We start from the raw sequence: 22,519 nt of genomic DNA, 5'->3' as shown, positions 1-22,519 counted from the left end.
ACGAGATGTCACAGAAGTCGAAGACGGTGGACAGCATGGGCACGGACGGTCCGGAGATCGAGATCCGGGGGCTGCACAAGTCGTTCGGGGACAACGAGGTGCTGCGCGGCATCGACCTGGACATCGCCCGGGGCGAGGTGGTGTGCGTCATCGGTCCTTCGGGCTCGGGCAAGTCGACACTGCTGCGCTGCGTGAACCTGCTGGAGGAGCCGACATCGGGCCAGGTCTTCGTCGGCGGCACGGAAGTCACCGACCTCGACGTGGACATCGATGCGGTACGCCGCCGTATCGGTATGGTCTTCCAGCAGTTCAACCTGTTCCCGCACCTGAACGTGACCGAGAACCTCACGCTGCCCCAGCGGCGGGTTCTGGGCCGGAACAAGGCGCACGCCGCCGTCGTCGCCCGGGAGAACCTGGAACGCGTCGGCCTCGAGGACAAGGCGGACGCCTATCCGGCGCAGCTGTCCGGCGGGCAGCAGCAGCGGGTGGCGATCGCACGAGCGCTGGTGATGGGCCCCCAGGTGATGCTCTTCGACGAGCCGACCTCCGCGCTCGACCCCGAGCTGGTGGGCGAAGTGCTCTCCGTGATGCGGCTGCTGGCCGCCGAGGGGATGACGATGATGGTCGTCACCCATGAGATGAGCTTCGCCCGGGAGGTCGCCGACCGCGTCGTGTTCATGGACGGCGGCGTCATCGTCGAGCATGGCCCGGCCGCGCAGGTGGTGGGCGATCCGCAGCACGAGCGGACCAGGAACTTCCTTATGCGCATCCTGGACCCGGCCGCGGCCGAGGCTCCGGTGAAGGACGCCGGGCCGGATGTCCGTAAGTCGGTTGACGGTCCGTCCGAAGGATGATGGGATCCCACGTCAGCGTCGCGTGTACATCACACCGGCGAGGACGACGGGGCCTTCCCCGCACTCGCCGAGCTGCACCCCGAACTGAGGCCGGTGCTCGAGGAGTTGGGGCGCGACCATCACCTGGTGGCCGGGATCCTGCGCGGACTGGAAGAGCTGCTCGGCCGGCCCGGTCGGGACACGCGGCCTGTGGATGCACAGCCCGGAGCAGGGCAGAGAGGCGACTCAAGCAGGGCTCTGAGAGGTCAGTCCGGCAACGTCGAGGAGTGCAGCGGCGGTAGCGACCGCGAGCCCGTCGAGGGTCTCCGCCCCGACCCCGGCGCGGGCGCCGGCCCCGTCGAAGACCAGGGTCAACTGCCGTGCCAGCAGCCCGGGATCGGTTGCCCCGCCGCGTTCGGCCTCGGTGCGGAAGAAGTCGGTGAGGGCCTGCTTGACCTGGCGGGCCACCCGGCTCGCCGGGTGCTCGGGGTTCTTGAGCTCGACCTCCACGGCGAGGAACGGACAGCCCCGGAACCCGGGAGCCGTGGAGCCCTCCTCCAGCCGTTCGAAGACGTGCAGGATCCGCGCGCGGGGCGGCCGCGGATCGTCTTTCGGGGGGATGAGCAGCGTCTGGTACGCCGGAGTGCGTCGCTGCAGAGAGGCGGCGAGGACCGCGTCCTTGCTGTCGAACAGCTGGTACATCGAGCGCTTCGAGACCCCGGCCTCCCGGCACAGCGCCTCGACGCCGATGCCGACGCCTTCGCGGTAGAAGAGCTCGGCCGCGGCGTCGAGCAGCCGCTCCCGGGTGGACGTCGTCGCTTGCGTACTCATACGTCGAGGTTACCGCCGGGGCTTGGCATTGGAAAACGGTCGGTTTACCATCGAGGAAACCGATCGGTTTCCGATGTTCGGGGAAGACCACTCGCGCAAAGCGGGGTGAGGAGACATGACCATGCAGATCGAAGGCGCAGTAGCTCTCGTGACGGGCGGCAACCGCGGGCTCGGGGAGCAGCTCGTCAAGGCACTCCTGGAGCGCGGGGCGGCCAAGGTCTACGCAGCGGCACGCAATCCGGGCTCGGTCACGACACCGGGAGCCTTGCCGCTCGCACTCGACATCACGGACCCCGCCTCGGTCCGCGCCGCGGCCGAGCAGGCCCAGGACGTCACGCTCCTGATCAACAACGCGGGCATCTCCACCGGTTCCGGCGTGCTCGACGGCGAGCTCGACGCCTTCCGGCGGGAGATGGAGACCCATGTCTTCGGCACGCTCGCGATGAGCAGGGCCTTCGCGCCCGCTCTCGCCCGCAACGGCGGCGGCGCGCTACTCAATGTCCTTTCAGCACTGTCCTGGATCTCCTTCCCCACCAGCGCCGCCTACTGCGCGGCCAAGTCGGCCGAGTGGTCCGTGACCAACTCCCTGCGGGTGCAACTTGCCGAGCAGCAGACCTTGGTGACCTCGTTGCACGTGGGATACATGGACACGGACATGGCCGCGAAGGTCGACGCTCCCAAGAGCGATCCGGCGAAGGTCGCCCACCTGGCGCTCGACGGCATCGAGGCGGGCGACTACGAAGTCCTCGGCGACGAGATCAGCGGGCAGGTCAGGGCAGGGCTCGCGGCCGGCCCCGCCGCGCTGTACCCGCAACTGGCGCAGGCCCGCGGCTAAGGCGTCCCGCGCGGTGAGGCTTCCCGCGGCTATGACGCCCCGCGGCCGCGACGTCCTGCCGCCCAAACGTCCCGCGGCTCTTGTTTCCCGGCGGGAGCCGCGGGATCCCTCATCTCAGCTCACGTTGACGGTGTGGGCGGCCTCGGTCAGCACCTGTCGGCCGCCCTCGGCGGTCACCACCAGTCGTGGCAGATACGGGCCTTCCCGGCCGTAGGAGTGAGTGATGCTCGACTCGCTCGTCTCCTGCCGCGTGCCGTCACCGAAGTACCAGCGGTAGCGGTATCCGGCGGCGGGCTGCTTCCCGTCGACTGTCGCGGTCAGCCGCACCTCACTCCCGACAGGCGCGTCCCTCGGGACGCTCAGCAGCGCCCGGGGCCCGCCGGGCGGCAGCTTGAACCACTCGCGGACGCTGGGGTTGAGGAGGAACGAGTCGGCGTACTGCCGGGCGCCGTCGATGTCCGGATGGGCGACGGCCGCCGACAGACACTGCGCCGGCGTCGCGCTCAGCTCCGGGCAGGCCCGTGTGCGCAGCGGGAGTGCCGGGTCGGTGAACGGGGTGTTCCAGACGGTGGAGTGTCGAGCGAGGACGGCGCTGTCCACAGTGAACAGGCCATCGGCGGCGACCGCGTAAGGGCCGTCCGCTGCGGCCTCGTTGGCCGCGGCAGCCGCCTTGCGATAGGCGTCGTTGGCCAGCTGGGTGTACTGCTCGTAGCGCTCCGCCGCGTGGCCGAGCGCGCCCTTGCAGGTGGTGAGCCGCGCTCCGGTCGCACCCCTGCTGGAGCAAGTGCTCACCGGGAGCGGGGAACTGCTGCGGCTGAGCGCGTAGTAGAAGTCGGCCACGATCACCTTCGGCCGACCGGGCAGCGAATGAGCCTTCTCGATCGCCGCCTGCATGTCACGGCCGCCGTAGCCGACCTTCGCGCCGCTGAAGTACGGCACGTCCTTCGCCGGGTTCTCCGCCGCCGCGCCGATCCCCGAGCACTCGCGCCGCACGGCCTCGGGCAGATTCTTCGAGCCCGGGGTGATGCCGATCCCGATGCCGAAGAACGGGTCGATGTCATTGATGCACCCGTTGACCACGACCAGGTCGAGACCGTAACCGCCCGCCCGGGCCTGGGCGCCGGCCTGCTCCAACTGGCAGAAGACGTCCGGTATTTGCTGGGTGACCTCGCCGAACTCCATTTCCCCGTCGCCGTCCGGGTCCTGCTTCTCGCTGCTGCGCAGACAGGCCGCGTCGTCGTTGCCCGCGGGGAGTTCGGGCGCGTCGAGCACCGCGCCGGAGATCGAGTAGTCCATGTGCTGATGCCCACGCCCGGTGGCGCGGCCGAGCAGCTCGCCCGTCAGATACGGGAACTTCTGGTCGTGGTCCAGGCCCTGCCCCCAGACCACGGAGTCGCCGACGGACGCCACACGCACCGGGTCGCAGCCCCGGCGGACGGTGTCCCGCCAGACCTTGCCGTAGCGGCCCGCCTTCTCGCCGGCGTCCGGTGCGGCAATGCGGGCGTCGAACCGCAGGGCGGTGTCGCTCGCCGGCACCCGGTCGAACGGGATGCTGAACTCCGCAGCCCCCACGCTCGCCTCCATGGCCACGCGCCCGCCGCCCAGCTGCTCCTCACCGGCGCGCACGCGCCACTCCACGGTGGCGCCGGCCTTCGCCGCCGCCGGGTCGTACACCTGGACTCGACCACGTACCGGCCCGCTGCACACCGGATTCGGCGTCAGATCGACATCGAGGACGAGGGGGTACGCGGACCCCGGCAGGGCGGCCGTCTGTGCAGCGGCGGGGAGCCCGCCGAGCAGCTGGCCGAGGAGCACCCCGGCCGCTCCCGCGACGGCCAGCCGCCTCGCCGTGACCGATGAGTGAGACACCCCCGGCCCACGAGACGCGGAGCCCCCACCGCCGTCCGCCCGCTGCCGTGCCACCCGTCGTAACCACGCATCGATCACGCCAACACCCCTGATTCCATTCCTGTTTAGGTCCGTTACTCAGGGATCATGGCTGATGGGAAGGGGCCCGAACCCCGAGCCGGGGGCCGAGCGGAGTGAGACTGGTCACTTACCCACAGTCACCTCGCGGAGGATGATCAGTAGTCGGGTACGTCCGCAGAGCATCAGGCGCAGCGGTACATGAAGTGCGTGGCGGCGGCGTGCCGGGACGGCGAGACGATCCGCAGCTCCGCGCCGGCCCGGTACTCGCCCCGGCCGTGAAACGTCCACAGCAGATGCAGCCGTGCCTGCTTCTGGCCGCGCGTCATCTTCTCCCGCAGCAGCTCCGAGGCGGTGCCGTCGCTGCGTATCCAGCGATATGTGACGGTGCCGGACCGTCCGTTGGTCTGCACGACGCCCACGACGTCCGCCGTGCCGTCACACCCTGGTCCCTCCGCCGCGGTGCGGACCGTCACGTCGTCCACGGTCAGGGCGGGCCCATAGCGCTGCCAGGCGAGGAAGGCCAGCACGGCCAGCAGTACGGTCCCGGCCAGGGCGTACCGGCGCAGCCCTCCGCGGCGGCGAGCGGGGGGCTGCGGCCCGGCAGGCCCGCCGGGCAGTGTGCCGTGCCACAGCTCGGCGGTGGTGTTGCCGTGGTTGTGCCGGTGGACCGCCGCGGTCACTCCGGGACCGAAGCGGAGGACCTCGCCCTCCACGCGGTCGGGGGCGACGCTCGCCGGCTGCTTGCCCTGGACCAGAGTCGCTCTCTCCGTCGCGGGCTCGGGGGCGGGCCGTTCGAACCAGTGGCTGCCCAGCGCGGTCGCGCTGTAGTCGTCGTTCTCGGCCTCGTCGCGAGCCGGGCCGTCGTACGGAGTCCGGGGATCCTTCATCGGATGGTGCACCGCCGGATCAGGATCTGCTGCGAGGAACTGCCGTTTGCGGCGGCCGGGTCAGTGGTGGCCCGTACGCCCCAATAGCAGCCCTTTCCCCGGAAGGCGTGATCCAGGGTGATGGTGTACTGCGTGGCGCCGCTGCGCTCGAAGGCCTGCGAGCCGTCCTGCGCGCCCAGTTCGCCCTTGGCGTCGCCGGTGAACCACTCGATGACGATGGTCACCGGGGCGGTCCCGTCCGTCGCGACGTCGATGGACGCGGAGGCACCCGTCGTACTCGTCTGCCGCAGGCTCGACACGGAGACCGACTTCACGCGTACGGGAGGAGTGGTGGGAGCGGACGGGCTGGGTTCGGTGGGCGGCGCGGACGTCGGCGTCGGGGAAGCCGCTGTCGACGAGGGAGCGGGTGATGGCGGCCCGGTGGTCGCGCCGGCGGAGGGAGAAGCGGAAGAAGGAGAAGGGGAGCTGTCGGGGGAGGCGCTGCCGGACGGCGACGGGCCCCCGGAAGTAGGGCCGTCGCCGGGCGCGGTGGTGGCCGCGCCCGGCACCGCGCTGGTGGTGGCCAGGGACTGAGCAGTCGTCTGCCGGGGGTCGTCCCCCCGCGCTCCCGCCGCAACGGCGACCATCACGGCCACCACCAGCGCGGCGACGCCCGTCAGCACTCCCCGCAGGCCCGGTTTCCAGCTGCCGCCCCAGCCGCCGCCCACTGCCGTCGTGGCCAGCTCGGTGGTCCCCGCGGACTGGCCCGCCGCCGAGGGAAAGAGCAGGGGCAGGAGGGCCGCGAGCGCGGCGAGTCTGCGCTGGCCCCGCTCCTCCCAGTCCGGGCCGTAGGCGGCCCCGGCGATCTCTTCCAGCTCGGCGACGAACGCCGCCGCGTTCTCGGGTCGCTCCTGCGGCTCCTTGGCCATCCCGCGCCTGATCAGCGGGCGCACGGGCTCCGGGGTCCCCTCCTCGGGAACCGGTGCGCCGATGTGCTGCAGCGCCAGCTCGGCGAAGTTCTCGCCGGAGAACGGTTTGCGGCCGGTCAGGCATTCGTAGAACGTCGCGGTCGCGGCATAGACGTCGGCCGCGGGGGAAGCGGGCTCCCCGTTCCACTGCTCCGGGGCCATGTACGCGGGAGTGCCGGCGACGCCCGGCGTGCTGCCGCGGCCCGCGGCGATGCCGAAGTCGACGAGCTTGGAGGAGCCGTCCGCCGCGACCAGGACGTTCTCCGGTTTGTAGTCGCGGTGGACGACACCCGCGCGGTGGGCTGCGGCCAGCCCCAGCAGCGAGCCCTTGAGCACCACCAGCGCCGCCTCTGGGCCCGTGGCACCTTCCCGCAGCAGCAGCGCGCGCAGAGCGATGCCGTCGACCAGTTCCATCACGATGGCGGCGCCCTGCGGTGCCTCGACGTATTCGTACAGCCCCACCACATACGGCGAATCCAGGTCGCCCAGCAGACGCGCCTCCGCCCGGAACTCCTGGACGAAGGCGGAGTCCGTCCGCAGCCTCTCGCTGAGGTATTTGACGGCCACGGGCGTGCCGGTGGCCTCATGGACGGCCAGGACGACCCGCCCGCTGCCACCGGAACCCAACTCCCGGGTCTCCGCGTACCCGGGCACTGACCATGCGTTCATCTCGCCCCCCTAGGCCCGCGGCAGAATAGCCCACCGGCTCTCCCCATGACAGACACACTTCCGTCACGACTGGTTCCCGCGAGGAAACCGGCGAGGGCGAGGGGCGGGGTCAGTGGACGGCGTGAACGAGTTGTGAACTCAGTTCGTAGCGGGCTCCGACGATGGCGAGGTCCCCGGCCGCCACCTTGTCGGCGAGGTCGGGCTCGGCCGCGAGGCGTGAGCGGACCAGGCCGACGTTGCGCGTGACGGTGGAGTCGACGCGTGCGTCGCCGTGCTGGCTGTGGTCTATGGCCGGGCGTATCTGCTCGGCCAAGTACTGGACGTGTGCGGGAAGTTGCTCTCCGGTCTCGTCCGCGTGGACGGCCGCGGACACCGCGCCGCACGACTGGTGGCCGAGGACCAGGATCAGCGGTATGCCCAGCTCCAGTACGCCATAGGCGATGGAGCCCAGGACGGCTTCGTCCAGCACCTCGCCGGCCGATCGCACCGTCAGCAGATCGCCGAGTCCCTGGTCGAAGACCAGCTCCGGCGGTACGCGGGAGTCGATGCACCCCAGGATGACGGCGAACGGGTGCTGACCCGACACGAGCGCCTGGCGCACGGACGGGGACTCGTGAGGGTGCTGCTGCTGGAATCTGCGCCACCGCCGGTTTCCGGCGGACAACGCACGCAGCGCCTCGTCCGGGGTGGCGTGCTGAGTGCGCGGGGCCGGTATTCGGGGTGCGGCCGTGGCGGGTGTCGTGCCGAGTGTGAGGCCCGCGCCGGCGGTGGCGGTTCCGGCGAGGGCGGCGCGCAGCAGAGCACGGCGTCCTGTGCCGGCGGGCAGGGACTGGTGTCGATTCAGAATCATGCGGTGAACCCAACCACCGCCGGACGGCCAGCGATTCGTGTTTGTGATCTGTTGGCGCACTTATGAACTGATCATGGCGGGCGGGTCTCAGATCACTTTCGAGCGGACCAGGACACCGAGCACCAGGGCGCCGGGAACCAGTGGCAGCCACACCGTGATGATCCGGTACCCGAGGACCACGGAGGTGGCCACCGCGATCGATACCCCGGTGGTGACAAGGGCGATGACGAGCCCCGCGTCCACCGAGCCGATGCCCCCGGGCGTGGGTACGACGGAGGCCAGCGTGCTCCCGGCAAGGTAGGCGATCCCGATGTGGACCATCGGCACGGATACGTCCAGTGCCATCGCCACGGCGACCAGTCCCGCGGCCTGAATGGTGGGATAGGCCAGCGCGCCGCCCCACAGGGCCAGCACTCTCGCGGGCCTGCTGTGCACCGAGCGCGCGTCGCTCAGGGCGATGTCGACGAACGCGCGGATCGCTCTGCGCAGTGGCCGTACCGTCCCAAGAGTCACCGCCACCACGCAGACCAGGCATCCCGCCACGAGCAGCAGCGGGCCTGCCGAGTCCGGCATGAGGCCGTCCAGTCGCAGCGCGCTCGGAGAGGCGGCGAGCAGCGCGATCAGCAGAGCGATGCGCGCTGTGCTCGCTGCCAGCATGTGCAGGGCCAGAGCGGCGGAGGACCGCGACAGCGAGAGCCCGCAGCGCAGGAGAAAACGCAGATTGACCGTTCCCGCGCCGAGGCCCGCCGGGAGGAGATGGTTGGCGGCTCCGGCGGCGAACTGCGTCACGAAGAGCCGTACCGCGGGAAGCGGTTCGAGGGTCGCTCCCTGCCGTGTGACGGCGACGGCGACCCAGCCGAGCACGGTGAGTGTGGCGGCCACCAGCAGCCAGCGCTGGTTGGCCGAGAGGAGTTCGCCGCCGCCGGCCGTGATGAGAGGCCAGTGCTGGGCCGCCCACAGGCCGACGGCGGCGATCGGCACCAGGCAGGCGATCTGTCGCAGCGGCAGCCCCCGAAGGAGGTTTGCGCGGGGGGTGGACATGGCCTCGGTTCGTCTCCGCTCCGCACACACCGCCAGGACTTCGTCGCGCCACCAGGCTGCCCACGGCGTGCGACATGCAGGTGCCGTACAGCCGACGAGCGGGGGGCGCGCCGATTGCCGGAAGACGGCGCCGCCGCCCGGCGTATGGAATCGGACGCCGTGGCCGTGATCCGGAGAGTGCCGAACTGCCGGGCTCGGGAAACCCGGCTTCAGCCGGCGGGTTCCCGTACGGGCGCGTTGTGCCTGGCGTGCGACAGGAAGGCACGGGCGGTGCGGCTGAGCGGGCCGCGCGGATGTGCGATGCCGACGGCGTGCAGCAGCGGCGGGGTGAAGGAACGGACTTCGACGCGGTGGCCGAAGGCCCGTAACACCATGTCCCGGTACCAGATCAGCGAGCCACGCCCGTCCACGACGCTTGTCACCCAGGCCAGCCGCTCGTCGGCTTCCACCACCGCCACGGGGCGCACCCCGAGCCGGCCGAACATCGCCTCGAGCTCCGTGCGCCGGCCCGTGCCGGGAGTGGGCAGCACCATCCGCAGGCCTCCCAGCATCCGCAACGGCATCGGGTCGGGCAGTCCGGAGCCCGGTGGCGAGATCAGGACGACCTCACGGTCCTGGAGATGGTGTGTGGACAACTCCTTGTCGACCGGCAGATCGACCAGGCCCAGTTCCGCCACGCCGCAAGTCAGGGCGCGTACGAGTGCCTCGCGGCTGTCGTGCGGGAGCAGGCGTACCTCGATGCCTGGGTGGCGTTCGGCGAAGGAGGGCACCAGGTCGGCGGCGAGATCGAGGGAGAGAGTCGGGGTGGCGGCCACGATCAGCTTGGCGTGCGCCCTGCCGCCGTGTGCCGGGCGGATGTCCTCGATCGCAGCCACGGCGTCCAGGGCAGTGCGAGCCAGGCGTACGACACGGGCCCCCTCGGGGGTGAGGGTCGCGCCGCGGCCCCTGCGGTCCAGGAGCTCCACGCCCACTTCGCGTTCCAGGGCCTGGATGGAGCGGGAGAGGGCGGGCTGGGCGACGTAGACGGAGCTCGCCGCGGCTGTGATGGAGCGGCAGTCCGCGACGGCGACGAGGTAGCGCAGCTGTTGCAGTGTGGGGGTCATGGGCGGACGTTAGCCGCCGGGCAGTGTGGGGTGTAAGAGGCGCCGTGTTAACAAGTGCCCGCTCCTGCACGGAAGTTGATATTCAGTCAGGTTGTCTTCCATGCCGCTGCGGCATGGGTGGCGGATGTGCGTTGACAGTGCGGGCACCGGGCCGCAGGATGCAACGCGGCACGACACGTTACCCACCGGTTACTTCTCGCCAGGTGCCCCTACGTCCTCCTCTGCCTGCCGCGATCCGACCGTCGCACGGCCGTGAACCACCGCTCCTTCGCTCCCTGGCCCGGCCCCGCTGGGAGCCCCCACCCAAGGAGAGCCCGTGATTTCTCAGCCCGCCCGGCAAGCAGGCCGGGACCTTGTCGTCGTGGTCAGCCCGTTCGAGGAGCCCAACGCCCCGCTGGTCGCGGCCGCCGGACGAGCCGGCGCGCTGGGTCTGCTCGACCTCGGCAGGGATCGCGACCGGGCGCGCACCGCGATGGCCGGGCTGAAGGGCCGCTACGGAGTCCGCTTACCGGCCGGATGCCCCCTCACCCCGGACGAACTGCCCGCCGCCGTGGACACTGTGCTGCTCACCGAGCCCTGGTGGCGCACCGGTACGGAGGTCTGGGCGGCCGGTGGCAGGCGGCGGGTATGGGCCGAGGTCATCAGCCCCGCCGAGGCCGCGGCCGCCGTCGCTGCCGGCGCGGGCGGCCTCGTGGCCAGGGGACACGAGGCCGGCGGCCGGGTCGGCGAACTGACCACTTCCGTACTGCTGCAACGGCTGCTGGCCGACCCCGGGTTGACCGTGCCGGTCCTGGCGGCAGGAGGCATCGGCCTGCACACGGCCGCCGCGGCCGTCGCGGGCGGAGCCGCCGGCGTCGTACTCGACACGCAGCTCGCGCTCACCACCGAAGGCGCGGCCCGGCTTCCCGCCGCCGTCGAGGCCGCGATCCGGGCCATGGACGGCAGCGAAACCACCGTCGTCGCGGGCCACCGGGTGTACACCCGTCCCGACCTGGCACCGCCACAGGGGAACGTCGCCGAACTCCTCGGCGCCCGCGGCCTGCACAGGCAGCCACTGCCCATCGGACAGGACGGGCCGGTCGCCGCCCGGCTCGCCTCGCGCCACCGCACCACCGGCTCCGTCGTACAGGCCGTCCGGGCAGCCATCACCGACCACCTCGACGCGGCCGTACGATCCCGCCCCCTCCGGCCGCGCCCCGGCGAACGCCACCTGCCCGTGGCCCAAGGGCCCATGACCCGCGTCAGCGACCGGCCCGCCTTCGCCTCCGCCGTCGCCGAAGCGGGCGGGCTGCCCTTTCTCGCCCTGGCCGTGATGGCCGGCCGGGATGTGCGTGAGCTGCTCAGTGAAACCGCCGAGCGCCTGGCCGGCCGGGACTGGGGCGTCGGACTGCTCGGCTTCGCCCCCGACGAACTGCGCCGCGAACAGCTCGCCGCCGTCGCTGAGATACGGCCTCCGTACGCGATCATCGCCGGCGGCCGGCCCGCCCAGGCCGTCCCACTCGAAGCCGCCGGGACCCGGACGTATCTGCACGTACCCTCGCCGGGACTGCTGGAGCAGTTTCTCGCAGAGGGAGCGCGCAGGTTCGTCTTCGAAGGGCTCGAATGCGGCGGCCACATCGGCCCGCGCGCAGCCTTCCCGCTCTGGGAGGAGCAGATCGAGCGGCTGCTCGCGTGCCCGTACGCCGCCGAACTCGACGTGCTCTTCGCCGGTGGCATCCACGACGAGCGATCCGCTGCGATGGCGATGGCCGCCGCAGGTCCGCTGGCCGAGCGCGGGGCCCGGACCGGCGTCCTCATGGGCACCGCCTATCTGTTCACCGAGGAGGCCGTCGCCGCCGGGGCCGTGCTGCCCGGCTTCCAGCGGACGGCGATCGAGTGCGAGTCCACCGCGCTGCTGCGCACCGCCCCCGGTCATGCGACACGCTGCGCGGCGACGCCGTACGCCGATGCCTTCACCGCCGCCGCCCAGCGGCTTCGGCAGGACGGCGCGAGCCCCAACGAGGTCTGGGAGGAGCTGGAGAAGCTCAACCTCGGGCGGCTGCGGATCGCCAGCAAGGGCCTGCGCCACACCGGCGCGGGCCCCGTCCCGGTGGACGAGGAGGAGCAGCGCGGCGAGGGCCTCTACATGCTCGGCCAGATCGCCACCGCCCGCACCGCCACCACCACCGTCGCTGCCCTGCACGCCCAGGTGATCGAGGGAGCCGCCGCCCTGCTCGCCGAGCGGGCGGAGCGGCTCCGCGAACTGCCGGCCGAGCACGATCCGCACGATGAGGCCCCGCTCGACATCGCGGTCGTCGGCATGGCCTGCCGCTACCCCGGCGCGGACGACCTCGCGGAGTACTGGTCGAACATCGTCGCGGGGACCGACTCCGTCACCGAAGTGCCCGCCGGCCGCTGGGACACCGCCGCCTACCACGATCCCGACCCGGCGCGGGCCGGGGAGCGGACCCCGTCCCGGTGGGGCGGCTTTCTGCCGCCCGCGCCGTTCGACGCGCTCGCCCACGGCATCGCCCCCGCCTCGCTCGGCAGCATCGAACCGGTACAGCTGCTCGCGCTCGACATCGCCGCCCGTGCCCTCGCCGACGCCGGTTACGCGGGAGAGCGGCACTTCGACCGCTCCCGTACCTCGGTCGTCTTCGGCGCCGAGGCGGGCACCGATCTCGCGGGCGCCTACGGCTTCCGCGCACTGCACCCCGGCTACCTCGGTGAGCTGCCGCCCGAGCTGGACGCCCAGCTGCCCCGGCTGACCGAGGACTCCTTCCCCGGCGTGCTCGCGAACGTCATCGCCGGGCGGGTCGCCAACCGACTCGACCTCGGCGGCGCCAACTGCACGATCGACGCCGCCTGTGCGTCCTCGCTCGCCGCCCTCGACCTGGCATGCAGGCAACTGCGCGACCGGGACAGCGACATGGTGCTGTGCGGCGGCGCCGATGTGCACAACGGCATCAACGACTACCTGATGTTCGCCTCCGTACGCGCCCTGTCGCCCACCGGCCGGTGCCGCCCCTTCGACGCCGCCGCCGACGGCATCGCCCTCGGCGAAGGCGTCGCCTGCCTCGTACTCAAGAGACTGGCGGACGCCGAACGCGACGGCGACCGCATCTACGCCGTCGTCAAGGCCGTCGGCGCCTCCAGCGACGGACGCTCCCTCGGACTCACCGCACCCCGCCCCGAAGGGCAGCGGCGCGCGCTGGAACGCGCCTACCGGCGGGCCGGAGTCGCGCCTGCCGAGATCGGCCTCGTGGAGGCGCACGGCACGGGCACCGTTGTCGGCGACAGCACCGAACTGGCCGTCCTCACCGAGGTGTTCGCAGGAGGAGAAGCGGGCTCGTGCTCGCTGGGCTCGGTCAAGTCGCAGCTCGGCCATACGAAATGCGCGGCGGGCCTTGCCGGGCTCGTCAAGGCGGCTCGGGCCGTGCACTCCGGCGTACGGCCGCCGACCCTGAACCTGACCAGTCCCAACCCCGACTGGCAGCCGGATACCAGCCCCTTCTGCTTCGACACCGAGGCCAGGCCCTGGACCGCGCCCGCCGGGCGGCGGCTCGCCGCCGTCAGCGCCTTCGGCTTCGGCGGCACCAACTACCACGCGGTCCTCACCGGGTACGGGGATGCGGGCGAGCCCGCCCACGGCCTGGACGCCTGGCCCGCCGAGCTGTTCTGCTTCCGGGGCGCCGACCGCGTGGCCGCACTCCGTGCGATCGACCGCCTCGCCGCCCGGCTGGAACAGAACGACGCGGCGGGACGCCCCTGGCCGCTGCGGGACCTCGCCGCCGAGACGTCAGCCGGGGAGGACGAGATCCAGCTCGCGGTCGTCGCCACCGGCCTTGACGACCTGGCCGCCAAGCTGGACCGGGCCCGGGAGCCGGGCGCGAGCCCCGGCGACGGTGTGTATCTGCGCGACACCGCAGCCGACGAGAGAGGTCCTGGGCGGGTCGCCTTCCTCTTCCCGGGGCAGGGCAGCCAGCGGCCGGGCATGCTCGGCGACCTCTTCATCGCCTTCCCCCGTCTGCGGACACTGCTGTACGAAGCGGACCGGCGCCAGGCAGCGACGATGTTCCCGCCCGCGGCCTTCACGCCCGCGGAGCGAGCCGCCCAGCGGGCAGCCGTCACCGACACCCGCGTCGCCCAGCCGGCCCTCGGTCTCACCGGCGCCGCCGCGCACCTCCTGCTCACATCGCTCGGCATACGACCCGACTGCACGGCCGGCCACTCCTACGGTGAACTCGTCGCCCTCTGGGCCGCCGGGGCCTATGACGCCGCGACCCTCCTCCGGCTCAGCGACCGCAGGGCCGATGCGATCCTCGCCGCCGCCGGTGACGACCCCGGAGCCATGGCCGCGGTGCCCTCGGCGCCCGAGGACCTGCCGGAACTCCCGCCCGGATGCGTCGTCGCCAACCACAACGCACCGGCGCAGTGCGTCATCTCGGGACCGACTCCCGCGGTCGACGCCGCGATCGGCGCGCTGCGCGAGGCGGGCATCGCCGCCGAACGCATCCCGGTCGCCTGCGCCTTCCACAGCGACGTCGTCGCGGGCGCCACCGACGCGCTGACCGCGGAACTGGCCGGTTCGGCCGTGGCCGGGCCCGCGGTCCCGGTCTGGTCGAACACCACCGCGCGCCCCTACCCCGCCGACGCCGTGGCCGTACGGGAGTTGCTGGCCCGCCAGCTCGCCGAACCCGTGCGCTTCGCCGAGCAGATCGAGGCCATGTACGCCTCCGGGGTACGGACCTTCGTCGAGGCAGGCCCCGGCCGGGTGCTCACCGGGCTCGTCGGCCGCATCCTGGGCGACCGGCCGCACACCGCCGTCCCGCTCGACGTCCCGGGCGAACACGGGCTGAGCCGACTGGTGACCACGCTGGCCGAACTCGCCGCGGCGGGCGTCCCGTTCGACCCGGAGCCGCTGTTCAAGGGCCGCAGCGCGACGCTGCCCGACCAGGCCCCCCGGCGCGCCGGCTGGCTGGTGGACGGCCATCTCGTCCGGACGGTGGACGGCGAACCCGTGGCGGGCGGACTGCGCCCGGCCCGGCGCGTGACCCCGGCCCCTGCCCCGGCGGCCCCTGCCCCGGCGGCCCCTGCCCCGGCGGCCGCGGACCGGCGGGAGGACGCCGTACTGGAGTACCTGCGCGGAGCCCGGGAGCTGGTCGCCGCGCAACGCGATGTGCTGCTGGGCTACTTGGGGGCGGACGGCGGCGGGCCGATGCCGGCGCCGGTGGCCGCGCAGCCCGTGCCGGAGCCCGAACCCCGACGGGTCTTTGCTCCGCGACCGCAACCCGAAGACGCCCCCGGCCCCCGACCCCTGACGCGCGAGCAACTCATGGACGCCGTACTGGAGATCGTCCACCTCCGCACCGGCTACCCGCCGGAGATGCTCGACCCAGGCCTTGATCTGGAAGCCGATCTCTCCGTGGACTCCATCAAACGGGTCGAGATCATCGGGGCACTGGCGGACCGGATCGGACTGCCGCGTGGAACGGACGGTCCGGCGGAGTCGGCCGTCGAGGAACTGTCCCGGCTGAAGTCCATCGGGGGCATCGTGGACTGGATCGTGGCGCGCGGGGGCGCCCCGGAGCCGGCCCCGGCTATGGGCCGGGCCGCGGACGAGGCGACAGGCCGGGCCGTGGAGCCCTTCGCGGCGGAGTCGGGTACGGACCGGGGCGCGGCCCCCGGCGGGCGTGCGCTGAGCCCAGCGGCCGGAGCCGTAGGCACCGGCGCGGCCGTCGGCGCGACCGGCGGGACGAGGGAGTCGGCCCCGGCCCCGGGCATGGGCCAGGCCGCGGAGAGCTTCGACACGGACCCGGGCACGCGCGCGGCCGCGGGCCGGGCCGGTGGGACCACGGGGCGGGTTCCGGCGGGCATGGATCAGGCCGCGGAGACCCTCGCCCCGGACCTGGGCACGCGCCCGGGCGGGCCCGCGGACGAGCACCCGCCCAGCCTCGCGCCGGTGCTACCACCAGCGCCGGCACCGACCCCCGTGGCCCGGCCCACCCGCCTCGGCACGCCCGCCGACGAGCACCCGCCGAGCCCCGCTGCCCGCCCCACCCGCCCGGCCCGGCTCCTGGTCGAGGTCGCGCCTGTCGGGCCCCCCGACACCCGGGACCCCGCCGATGTGCTGCCCGGGCTGCGGTTCGCCGTCGTGGACGACGGCCTGGGGGTCGCCCTCGCCCTCGCCGCCGAGCTGGAGTCCCACGGAGCCGAGGTGCGCACCCTCCACCCGGACCGCCTGGCGGACGCCGCCGGGGCCGACGGTGTCGTGGACCTCAGCGCGCTGCGCCCCGCCCCCGACCCCGTGCTTCCGGAAGCCTTCGGCGCGTTGCGCGCCACCTTGACGGCGGGCACACGCCGGCTGCTGCTCGTCACCGGACGCGGCGGAGCGTTCGGCCGTACAGCCCCGTCACACGAATCGCCGGCCCCTGCCGACCCGATCCCGGGCGCGGGACTGTACGGCTTCGCCCGTACCGCGGCGATCGAACACCCCGGCACCGCCGTACGCGCCGTGGACATCGATCCCAAGGACCGCCCCGAACGGATCGCGGCCCATCTGATGGCCGAACTGTGCGCCCCCGAGGAGCCAGTGGTCATCGGCTACACCAACGGCACCCGCAACACCCTGCGAACCGTCGCCGTTCCCCTTCCCGACCCCGAAGCGGCGCCACCGCTGCCGATCGGCCGCGACGCGGTGGTGCTGCTCACCGGCGGGGCCCGCGGCATCACGGCCCGTACGGCCATCGCTCTCGCCGGAGCCACCGGCTGCCACATCGAACTCATCGGCCGCACCCCACCGCCGGACGACGCCGAGGACCCGGCCGTCGCCCACGCCCACGACAGGGTCGCCCTGCGTGCGGCCCTCGTCCGGCAAGGCCTGCGCACCCCCGCGGAGATCGAGACGGCCGCGACCCGCATCCTCGCCGCGCGCGAGATCCGCACCACCCTCGCCGTCCTCAACTCCACCGCCGCCTCAGTGCGCTATCACGCGGCGGACGTCACCGACGCCCCTGCCGTACGTGCTGTCATCCGTGACGTACGTATGCGCCACGGCCGGCTCGACGGCCTCGTGCACGGCGCCGGAACCATCGAGGACAGGCTGCTGCGCGACAAGGACCCGGCGTCCTTCGCGCGGGTGTTCACCACCAAGGTCGACGGCGCCCGCCACCTCGCCGACGCTGCCGCAGACCACGGTGATGGCCCTGCACCCGTCTTCCTCGTCCTCTTCGGCAGCGTGTCAGGCGTCCTCGGCAACCGCGGCCAGGCCGACTACGCGGCCGCCAACGACGCCCTGGACACCTTCGCGGCCACCCCCGTCTGGTCGCGCCGCTTCCCCGGCAGGGTCCTCGCCGTCGACTGGGGCCCGTGGGCGGCCGAGGCGGGCGGCATGGTCACCCCGGAGCTGGAACGGATGTACGCGAGCCGGGGCATCCCGCTCCTCGATCCGGCCGCGGGCACGGCCGCGTTCCTCGCCGAGCTGGCGCACGGCACCACCGGTCAGGTCGTACTCCTCGCGGAAGCGGAAGCGGAAGCGGAAGCGGAAGCGGAAGCGGAAGCGGAAGCGGACCCGGCCCCGGCGGAGGGCGGCCGTGGCTGACCCCCGTCGCGGCCCCCGCCCGGCCGATGCCGCCATCATCGGGATGGGCGCCGTCTTCCCCGGCGCCGCCGACCTGGCCGCCTACCGGAGGAACCTCGTCGCGGGGGCGGACGCCATCAGTGACATACCTCCCGGCCGCTGGGACCCCGAGGTCTACTACGACCCGGACGCCGTCGAAGGGCCCGCCCGCAGCGACCATTTCTACTGCCGGCGCGGCGGCTTCATCGACGACCTCGCCGCCTTCGAGCCGACCCGCTTCGGCATCATGCCCGCCGCCGTGGCCGGTGCGGAACCCGACCAGCTGCTCGCCCTGCGCGTCATCGCCGACGCCGTGGCCGATGCCGGAGGCGAGGAGCGGCTGCCCGCAGACCGCTCCCGGATCGGCGTCATCCTCGGCCGCGGCGGGTTCATGGGCGTCGCCACCGCCCGCCTCGACCAGCGCGTACGCACCGCACACCAACTGGCCGCGACCCTGCGCGAACTCGCCCCCGACCTGGGCGAAGAGCGCATCGCAGCCGTGCGCGAAGCCTTCCAGGCCGGACTCGGTCCGGAACGGCCGGAGGCGTCGATCGGCCTCGTACCCAGCTTCACCGCCGCCAGGACCGCCAACCGCCTCGACTTCCGCGGCCCCGCCTACACGCTCGACGCCGCGTGTGCCTCCTCACTGCTCGCCGTCGAGCAGGCGGCCGGCCTGCTGGCCGCCGGCAGCTGCGACCTGGTGGTCGCCGGAGCCGTGCACCACTGCCATATCGCCACGCTCTGGAGCGTCTTCACCCAGTTGCGGGCGCTCAGCCCGAGTCAGTGCATCCGCCCCTTCGACCGCCGCGCCGACGGAACGCTGCTGTCCGAAGGCACGGGTGTCGTCCTCCTCAAGCGCCTTGCCGACGCCGAAAGCGACGGTGACCGCATCTACGCCGTCGTACGAGGCGTCGGCGTGGCCGGCGACGGCCGGGCCGCGAGCCTGATGAGCCCCCTGGTGGACGGCCAGGTACGCGCCCTGCACCAGGCCTGGGCGCAGGCCGGCCTCGACCCGGCGGCGCCCGGCGCGCTCGGTCTGCTGGAGGCACACGGCACCGGGACGCCGGTGGGCGACGAGGCCGAACTCTCCACCCTGGCCCGCGTCTTCGGTCCGCGCACTGCGGGCACCGAGCCGGTCGCCATGGGCTCGGTGAAGTCGATGCTCGGTCACACCATGCAGGCTTCCGGGATGGCCGGGCTGATCAAGGCCGTACTCGCGGTGCACGACGGGACGCTGCCCCCGACGCTCCATCTCGAAGAGCCGCACGAGGGTTTCGCCAGGACGCGTATGCGCCCGGTGACGGTGGCGGAGCCCTGGGCCCGCGGGAACGCGCCGCGACGGGCGGGCGTGAACGCCTTCGGTTTCGGTGGGATCAACGCGCATGTGGTGCTGGAGGAGGCGCCGGGGGCCTTCGTCTCGGGCAGCCCGCCGGGACGGGGCCGATCGGCAGCGGCCGCGCGCGTCGAAGCGCCGGCGGACGATCCCGCGGTGACGCTGCTGGCCGCGGCATCGTCCGGCGAACTCGGTCGCCTGGTCGATGAGTTGCGTGTTCCGGAGCGGGCCGCGCAGCCGCCCGCCTGCGATGGTCCCTGCCGCCTCGCCGTGCTCGGCCTCACCCCGAAGCGCCGGGCCCTGGCCGCTGCGGTCGTCGCCCGGGGACGGCCGTGGCGCGGGCGCGGCGGCGTGTGGTTCGCACCGCGCCCGCTGCTCGCGCCCGATGACCGACCGGCCCTGCTCTTCCCCGGCCTTGAGCCGGACTTCGCGCCGCAGGTCGATGACGTCGCCGACCGTTTCGGGCTGCCGCGGCCCGCCCTGACGGGCGGCGGCACGCTGGTGGAACGGGCGGTGGACGCCATCGCGGTCGGCCGCTTCTTCGCTCGCGTACTCCCCGAACTGGACGTCCAGCCAGGCCTGTTGGCCGGCCACAGCCTGGGCGAGTGGACCGCGATGGTGGTCGCCGGGATGTACCCGCAGCATGCCGTCGACACATTTCTCGACTCACTGCGGCCGGGCGATCTCGACGTCCCCGATCTTCTCTACGCGGCACTCGGCTGCGGGACGGAGCAGGCCACCGACGCGTTGCACGGCCTTGACCGCGTCGCGGTGAGCCACGACAACTGCCCCCACCAGTCGGTGCTGTGCGGCGAACCCCGCCCCGTGGCCGAGGCGCTGGCCCGGCTGGCCGACGAGGGCGTACTCACCCAGGAGCTGCCCTTCCGGTCGGGCTTCCACACACCCATGTGGGCGCCCTACCTCGACCAGGTGCGCGCCGCGTTCGCCCGACTGCCGCTCCGGCCGCCGGCCGTGCCCGTCTGGTCGGCGACGACCGTCGCCGCGTATCCGGCTGCGGAGCAGGACGTACGGGACGTGGTGCTGCGCCATCTGCTGGAGCCGGTGCGCTTCCGGGAGTTGACGACGCGGTTGTACGCCGAGGGCGTGCGGGCCTTCGTACAGATGGGCCCGGGCAGTCTTCCGGGTTTCGTGTCCGACACTCTGCACGGCCGGGACCACCTCGCGGTCTCCGCGGGTGCGTCCCGGGGCGGCAGCGGGCTGGACCAACTGCGCCGGCTGGCGGCGGCACTGTGGACCGAGGGGCTGAACCCCCGCTGGGACCGCCTGACGGAGCGCGCGTCCGCGGTGCGGGGCGAGGGGGTTGTGCCGCTCGATCCGGAGCCGAATGGCGGGCCGCCCGCTGACCGGGCGGCGTCCGCGTCCGCGCCCAACGGCGGGCTGCGCGCTGACCGGGCGGCGTCCGCTGGGTCCGCGGCCCTCGGGCCGAGGTCTGTGCGTTTCGATCCAGGGCCTCCATCCGTACGGACGCACGAGCAGAACCTCGTCCGGCTCGATCTCGGTTCCCCGCTGGTGAGTCTGGGTGGCGCCGCGTCCCCGCTCCGTCTGGCTCGCTCAGTGGGGACGGCCCGGACAGCCGCCGCCGACCAGCCCGTACTGCTCTCGGCCCTCGACGCCGTACTGGACGAGACGCAACACGCCGCGCGCGCCGTCGCCGAAGCCTGGCGCGTGCCCGCTCCGCAGCCGCAGAGGCGACCCGCTCCCAACGCCCCGGACGAGACGCCACCCGCCCACCGCACCCGGCGGCGGCTCTCCCTCGAGACCATGCCGTACGTCCGCGACCACTGCGTATATCTCCAGCCCGACAGCTGGCCGGAGGCCTCGGACCGCTTCCCCGTCGTCCCCATGACCACGCTGCTGGAACTCGCCGCGGACGCCGCGCGCAGGGCGGTGCCCGGAGGTGTGGTGACCGGTTTCTGCGACGTACGGGCGTTGCGCTGGCTGTCCGTCGCCCCGCCCGTCGACGCGGAGTTCAGCGTGATCCCCGCCCCCACCGGCGGCCGGGTACGTGTGGAGATCGCCGGGTGCGCCACCGTCACCGTCGTCCTTGCCGACCGCCACCCCGTGCGCCCCGCGCCCGATCTCTCGGCGCTGACCCGGGAAGGACCGCCCCCCGTCAGCGCCGAGGCTCTCTACCGCGACCGGTGGATGTTCCACGGTCCTCAGTTCGCCGGTGTCCATGAGGTGACCGCCGTCGCCGACGACGGCATTCGCGGGGTGCTGCGCGCCCTGCCCGCCCCGGGCGCGCTGCTGGACGCCGCCGGCCAACTCCTCGGCCACTGGATGCAGTTGCGCCTGCCCGCCGACCGGCTGGTCTTCCCCGCGTCACTGGAACGCGTCAGCCTGTACGGGCCCGCCCCACGTGATGGCGCACTGCTGCACGCCACAGCCCGCATCCGCGCCGTACGGCCGGGCTCCGTACACGGCGACGTGGAACTCCTCGCCGTCGACGGCACCGTGTGGGCCCGACTGGAAGGCTGGACGTACCGGCGCTTCGCGGCCGACGAGCGGGTGTGGCCGATGAAGTTCACCCCGGAGATCTGCGGCATCGGCGAGCCGCAGCCCGGCGGCTGGTGTCTGGCCCGGCGCCGCTGGACCGACCCCGCCTCGCAGGAGCTGGTGATGCGGCGCTATCTGGGCGCCGCCGAGCGGATGGCCTACGAGCAGCGCCCGCCGCGGGCCCGCACGGCCTGGCTGCTCGGGCGGATCGCCGCGAAGGACGCCGTACGCCAACTGCTGTGGGACAGGGGCGCGGGGCCGCTCTTCCCCGTGGAGGTCCCGGTCGGCAACGACGAGGACGGCCGACCGCATGCGCAGGGCCCGCTCGCCGCCGGATTCCGGCTCTCCCTGGCCCACAAGGACCGGCTGGCCGTGGCGTACGCCCACCCCGGCCACGCCGTCGGCATCGACGTCGAGGCCGTCACGGAGGACCCCGCGGCGCTGAGCCGTATCGCGCTCACCGCGGACGAGCGGCTCATCGCCGAGGAACTCGCCGCGCGGGACGGGTGCGGCCCGGCGCATGCGCTCACCGCGCTGTGGTGCGCCAAGGAGGCGGCCGCCAAGGCGGAAGGCACGGGCCTGGGCGGACGCCTGCGGCAGTGGACCGTCACCGACGGGCCCGCAGGGCTCAGCGTGCGCTCTCCCCAGGGGCGCGCTCACGCCGTACGCATCGACACGGTCCACGATCTGCCCGGCCCCGACAGCGAACCCACGACCCACGTCGTCGCCCGGACCGAACCCCCCACCCCCAATCCGACGGAGGCCGGCCATGGCATCTGACCCCACCGCCGAACAGATACTCGCCGACATCACCGCCATGCTCGTGGAGACCGTCGGCGACGAGTTCCTCCTCGCGGAAGAGGTCACCCTGGAGACCACGTTCAACGAGGACCTGGCGCTGGAGAGCATCGAGTTCGTCGCACTCGCCGAACTGCTCCAGCAGCGGTACGGGGCAGCCGTGGACCTGATCGCCTTCCTGGCCGAGAAGGACATGGAGGAAATCCTGGCCATGACGGTCGGCGATCTCGTGTCCCATATCGCCGGCACACCCGCTTCGGCCGCCGCCCCGGCCGACTCTTCCGTCCCGGCGAGCCGCGCCGTCGCAAGCGCTCCGGCTCCCGTCGCCTCATCCGCGGCCGGCTGAGCC

12 protein-coding genes are annotated in these 22,519 nt (G+C 73.1%); 5 read left to right on the top strand and 7 right to left on the bottom strand.

What is annotated here, in order from left to right; translation table 11 throughout:
- Window positions 1-5 precede the first annotated feature (5 nt).
- On the top strand, window positions 6-854 hold the full coding sequence (locus ACFYWY_RS29885; RefSeq protein ID WP_389191743.1) for an amino acid ABC transporter ATP-binding protein: 849 nt from the start codon (window positions 6-8) through the stop codon (window positions 852-854).
- Window positions 855-1,079: 225 nt separating this feature from the next.
- Here ACFYWY_RS29885 and ACFYWY_RS29880 read toward each other — a convergent pair whose 3' ends face one another.
- On the bottom strand, window positions 1,080-1,664 hold the full coding sequence (locus ACFYWY_RS29880) for a TetR/AcrR family transcriptional regulator (RefSeq protein WP_389191740.1): 585 nt from the start codon (window positions 1,662-1,664) through the stop codon (window positions 1,080-1,082).
- A gap of 121 nt (window positions 1,665-1,785) precedes the next feature.
- Here ACFYWY_RS29880 and ACFYWY_RS29875 point away from each other — a divergent pair, with 121 nt between their 5' ends.
- Window positions 1,786-2,499 carry an SDR family oxidoreductase gene (locus tag ACFYWY_RS29875; protein ID WP_389191871.1) on the top strand — a complete coding sequence of 238 codons (714 nt, stop codon included), beginning with the start codon at window positions 1,786-1,788 and terminating at the stop codon, window positions 2,497-2,499.
- A gap of 114 nt (window positions 2,500-2,613) precedes the next feature.
- Here the strand turns inward: ACFYWY_RS29875 and ACFYWY_RS29870 are convergent, their stop codons facing one another.
- The 6 genes from ACFYWY_RS29870 to ACFYWY_RS29845 all read right to left on the bottom strand — a co-directional run bounded on the left by ACFYWY_RS29870 (window position 2,614) and on the right by ACFYWY_RS29845 (window position 9,925).
- Entirely contained in the window at window positions 2,614-4,368 is a 1,755-nt protein-coding gene (locus ACFYWY_RS29870; RefSeq protein ID WP_389191737.1) for a PKD domain-containing protein, read from the bottom strand.
- A 242-nt stretch (window positions 4,369-4,610) separates the two neighbouring features.
- Window positions 4,611-5,315 (bottom strand): hypothetical protein, encoded by a 705-nt coding sequence (locus ACFYWY_RS29865; protein WP_389191734.1) that lies wholly within the window; start codon window positions 5,313-5,315, stop codon window positions 4,611-4,613.
- Window positions 5,312-6,931: a protein kinase gene (locus ACFYWY_RS29860; RefSeq protein WP_389191731.1), complete on the bottom strand. Its 1,620-nt coding sequence runs from the start codon at window positions 6,929-6,931 to the stop codon at window positions 5,312-5,314. Before ACFYWY_RS29860 ends, ACFYWY_RS29865 begins: the two co-directional genes overlap by 4 nt.
- Window positions 6,932-7,040: 109 nt before the next feature.
- On the bottom strand, window positions 7,041-7,781 hold the full coding sequence (locus tag ACFYWY_RS29855; protein ID WP_389191728.1) for a carbonic anhydrase: 741 nt from the start codon (window positions 7,779-7,781) through the stop codon (window positions 7,041-7,043).
- Window positions 7,782-7,868: 87 nt separating this feature from the next.
- A complete protein-coding gene (locus ACFYWY_RS29850; RefSeq protein ID WP_389191725.1) occupies window positions 7,869-8,822 on the bottom strand; it encodes a YbhN family protein in 954 nt (317 codons plus the stop codon).
- Between the two features lie 209 nt (window positions 8,823-9,031).
- Window positions 9,032-9,925, bottom strand: a complete 894-nt coding sequence (locus ACFYWY_RS29845) for a LysR substrate-binding domain-containing protein (protein WP_389191720.1) — start codon at window positions 9,923-9,925, stop codon at window positions 9,032-9,034.
- 316 nt (window positions 9,926-10,241) lie between these two features.
- On the opposite strand from ACFYWY_RS29845, the gene ACFYWY_RS29840 reads away from it, so the two are divergent.
- The 3 genes from ACFYWY_RS29840 to ACFYWY_RS29830 are packed head-to-tail and all read left to right on the top strand — an operon-like array spanning window position 10,242 to window position 22,516.
- Complete coding sequence (locus ACFYWY_RS29840) at window positions 10,242-17,504, top strand: SDR family NAD(P)-dependent oxidoreductase (protein WP_389191717.1); 7,263 nt, start codon at window positions 10,242-10,244, stop codon at window positions 17,502-17,504.
- Window positions 17,497-22,152, top strand: coding sequence for a beta-ketoacyl synthase N-terminal-like domain-containing protein (locus ACFYWY_RS29835; RefSeq protein WP_389191714.1), 4,656 nt, complete (start codon window positions 17,497-17,499; stop codon window positions 22,150-22,152). Before ACFYWY_RS29840 ends, ACFYWY_RS29835 begins: the two co-directional genes overlap by 8 nt.
- Window positions 22,142-22,516, top strand: a complete 375-nt coding sequence (locus tag ACFYWY_RS29830; protein WP_389191710.1) for a phosphopantetheine-binding protein — start codon at window positions 22,142-22,144, stop codon at window positions 22,514-22,516. The genes ACFYWY_RS29835 and ACFYWY_RS29830 overlap by 11 nt, the downstream gene beginning before the upstream one ends.
- Window positions 22,517-22,519 lie beyond the last annotated feature (3 nt).

It is taken from the genome of Streptomyces sp. NPDC002870, assembly GCF_042888505.1.
Classification (GTDB): domain Bacteria; phylum Actinomycetota; class Actinomycetes; order Streptomycetales; family Streptomycetaceae; genus Streptomyces.
Note: the sequence above shows the minus strand (reverse complement) of the source record. Positions and strands in the feature narration are given on the sequence as shown.

Excerpts from the sequence above, each read along its gene's own strand:
- ACFYWY_RS29885 (WP_389191743.1), top strand. The coding sequence starts at position 6 with ATGTCACAGAAGTCGAAGACGGTGGACAGCATGGGCACGGACGGTCCG.
- ACFYWY_RS29880 (WP_389191740.1), bottom strand. The coding sequence starts at position 1,664 with ATGAGTACGCAAGCGACGACGTCCACCCGGGAGCGGCTGCTCGACGCC.
- ACFYWY_RS29875 (WP_389191871.1), top strand. The coding sequence starts at position 1,786 with ATGCAGATCGAAGGCGCAGTAGCTCTCGTGACGGGCGGCAACCGCGGG.
- ACFYWY_RS29865 (WP_389191734.1), bottom strand. The coding sequence starts at position 5,315 with ATGAAGGATCCCCGGACTCCGTACGACGGCCCGGCTCGCGACGAGGCC.
- ACFYWY_RS29860 (WP_389191731.1), bottom strand. The coding sequence starts at position 6,931 with ATGAACGCATGGTCAGTGCCCGGGTACGCGGAGACCCGGGAGTTGGGT.
- ACFYWY_RS29855 (WP_389191728.1), bottom strand. The coding sequence starts at position 7,781 with ATGATTCTGAATCGACACCAGTCCCTGCCCGCCGGCACAGGACGCCGT.
- ACFYWY_RS29850 (WP_389191725.1), bottom strand. The coding sequence starts at position 8,822 with ATGTCCACCCCCCGCGCAAACCTCCTTCGGGGGCTGCCGCTGCGACAG.
- ACFYWY_RS29845 (WP_389191720.1), bottom strand. The coding sequence starts at position 9,925 with ATGACCCCCACACTGCAACAGCTGCGCTACCTCGTCGCCGTCGCGGAC.
- ACFYWY_RS29830 (WP_389191710.1), top strand. The coding sequence starts at position 22,142 with ATGGCATCTGACCCCACCGCCGAACAGATACTCGCCGACATCACCGCC.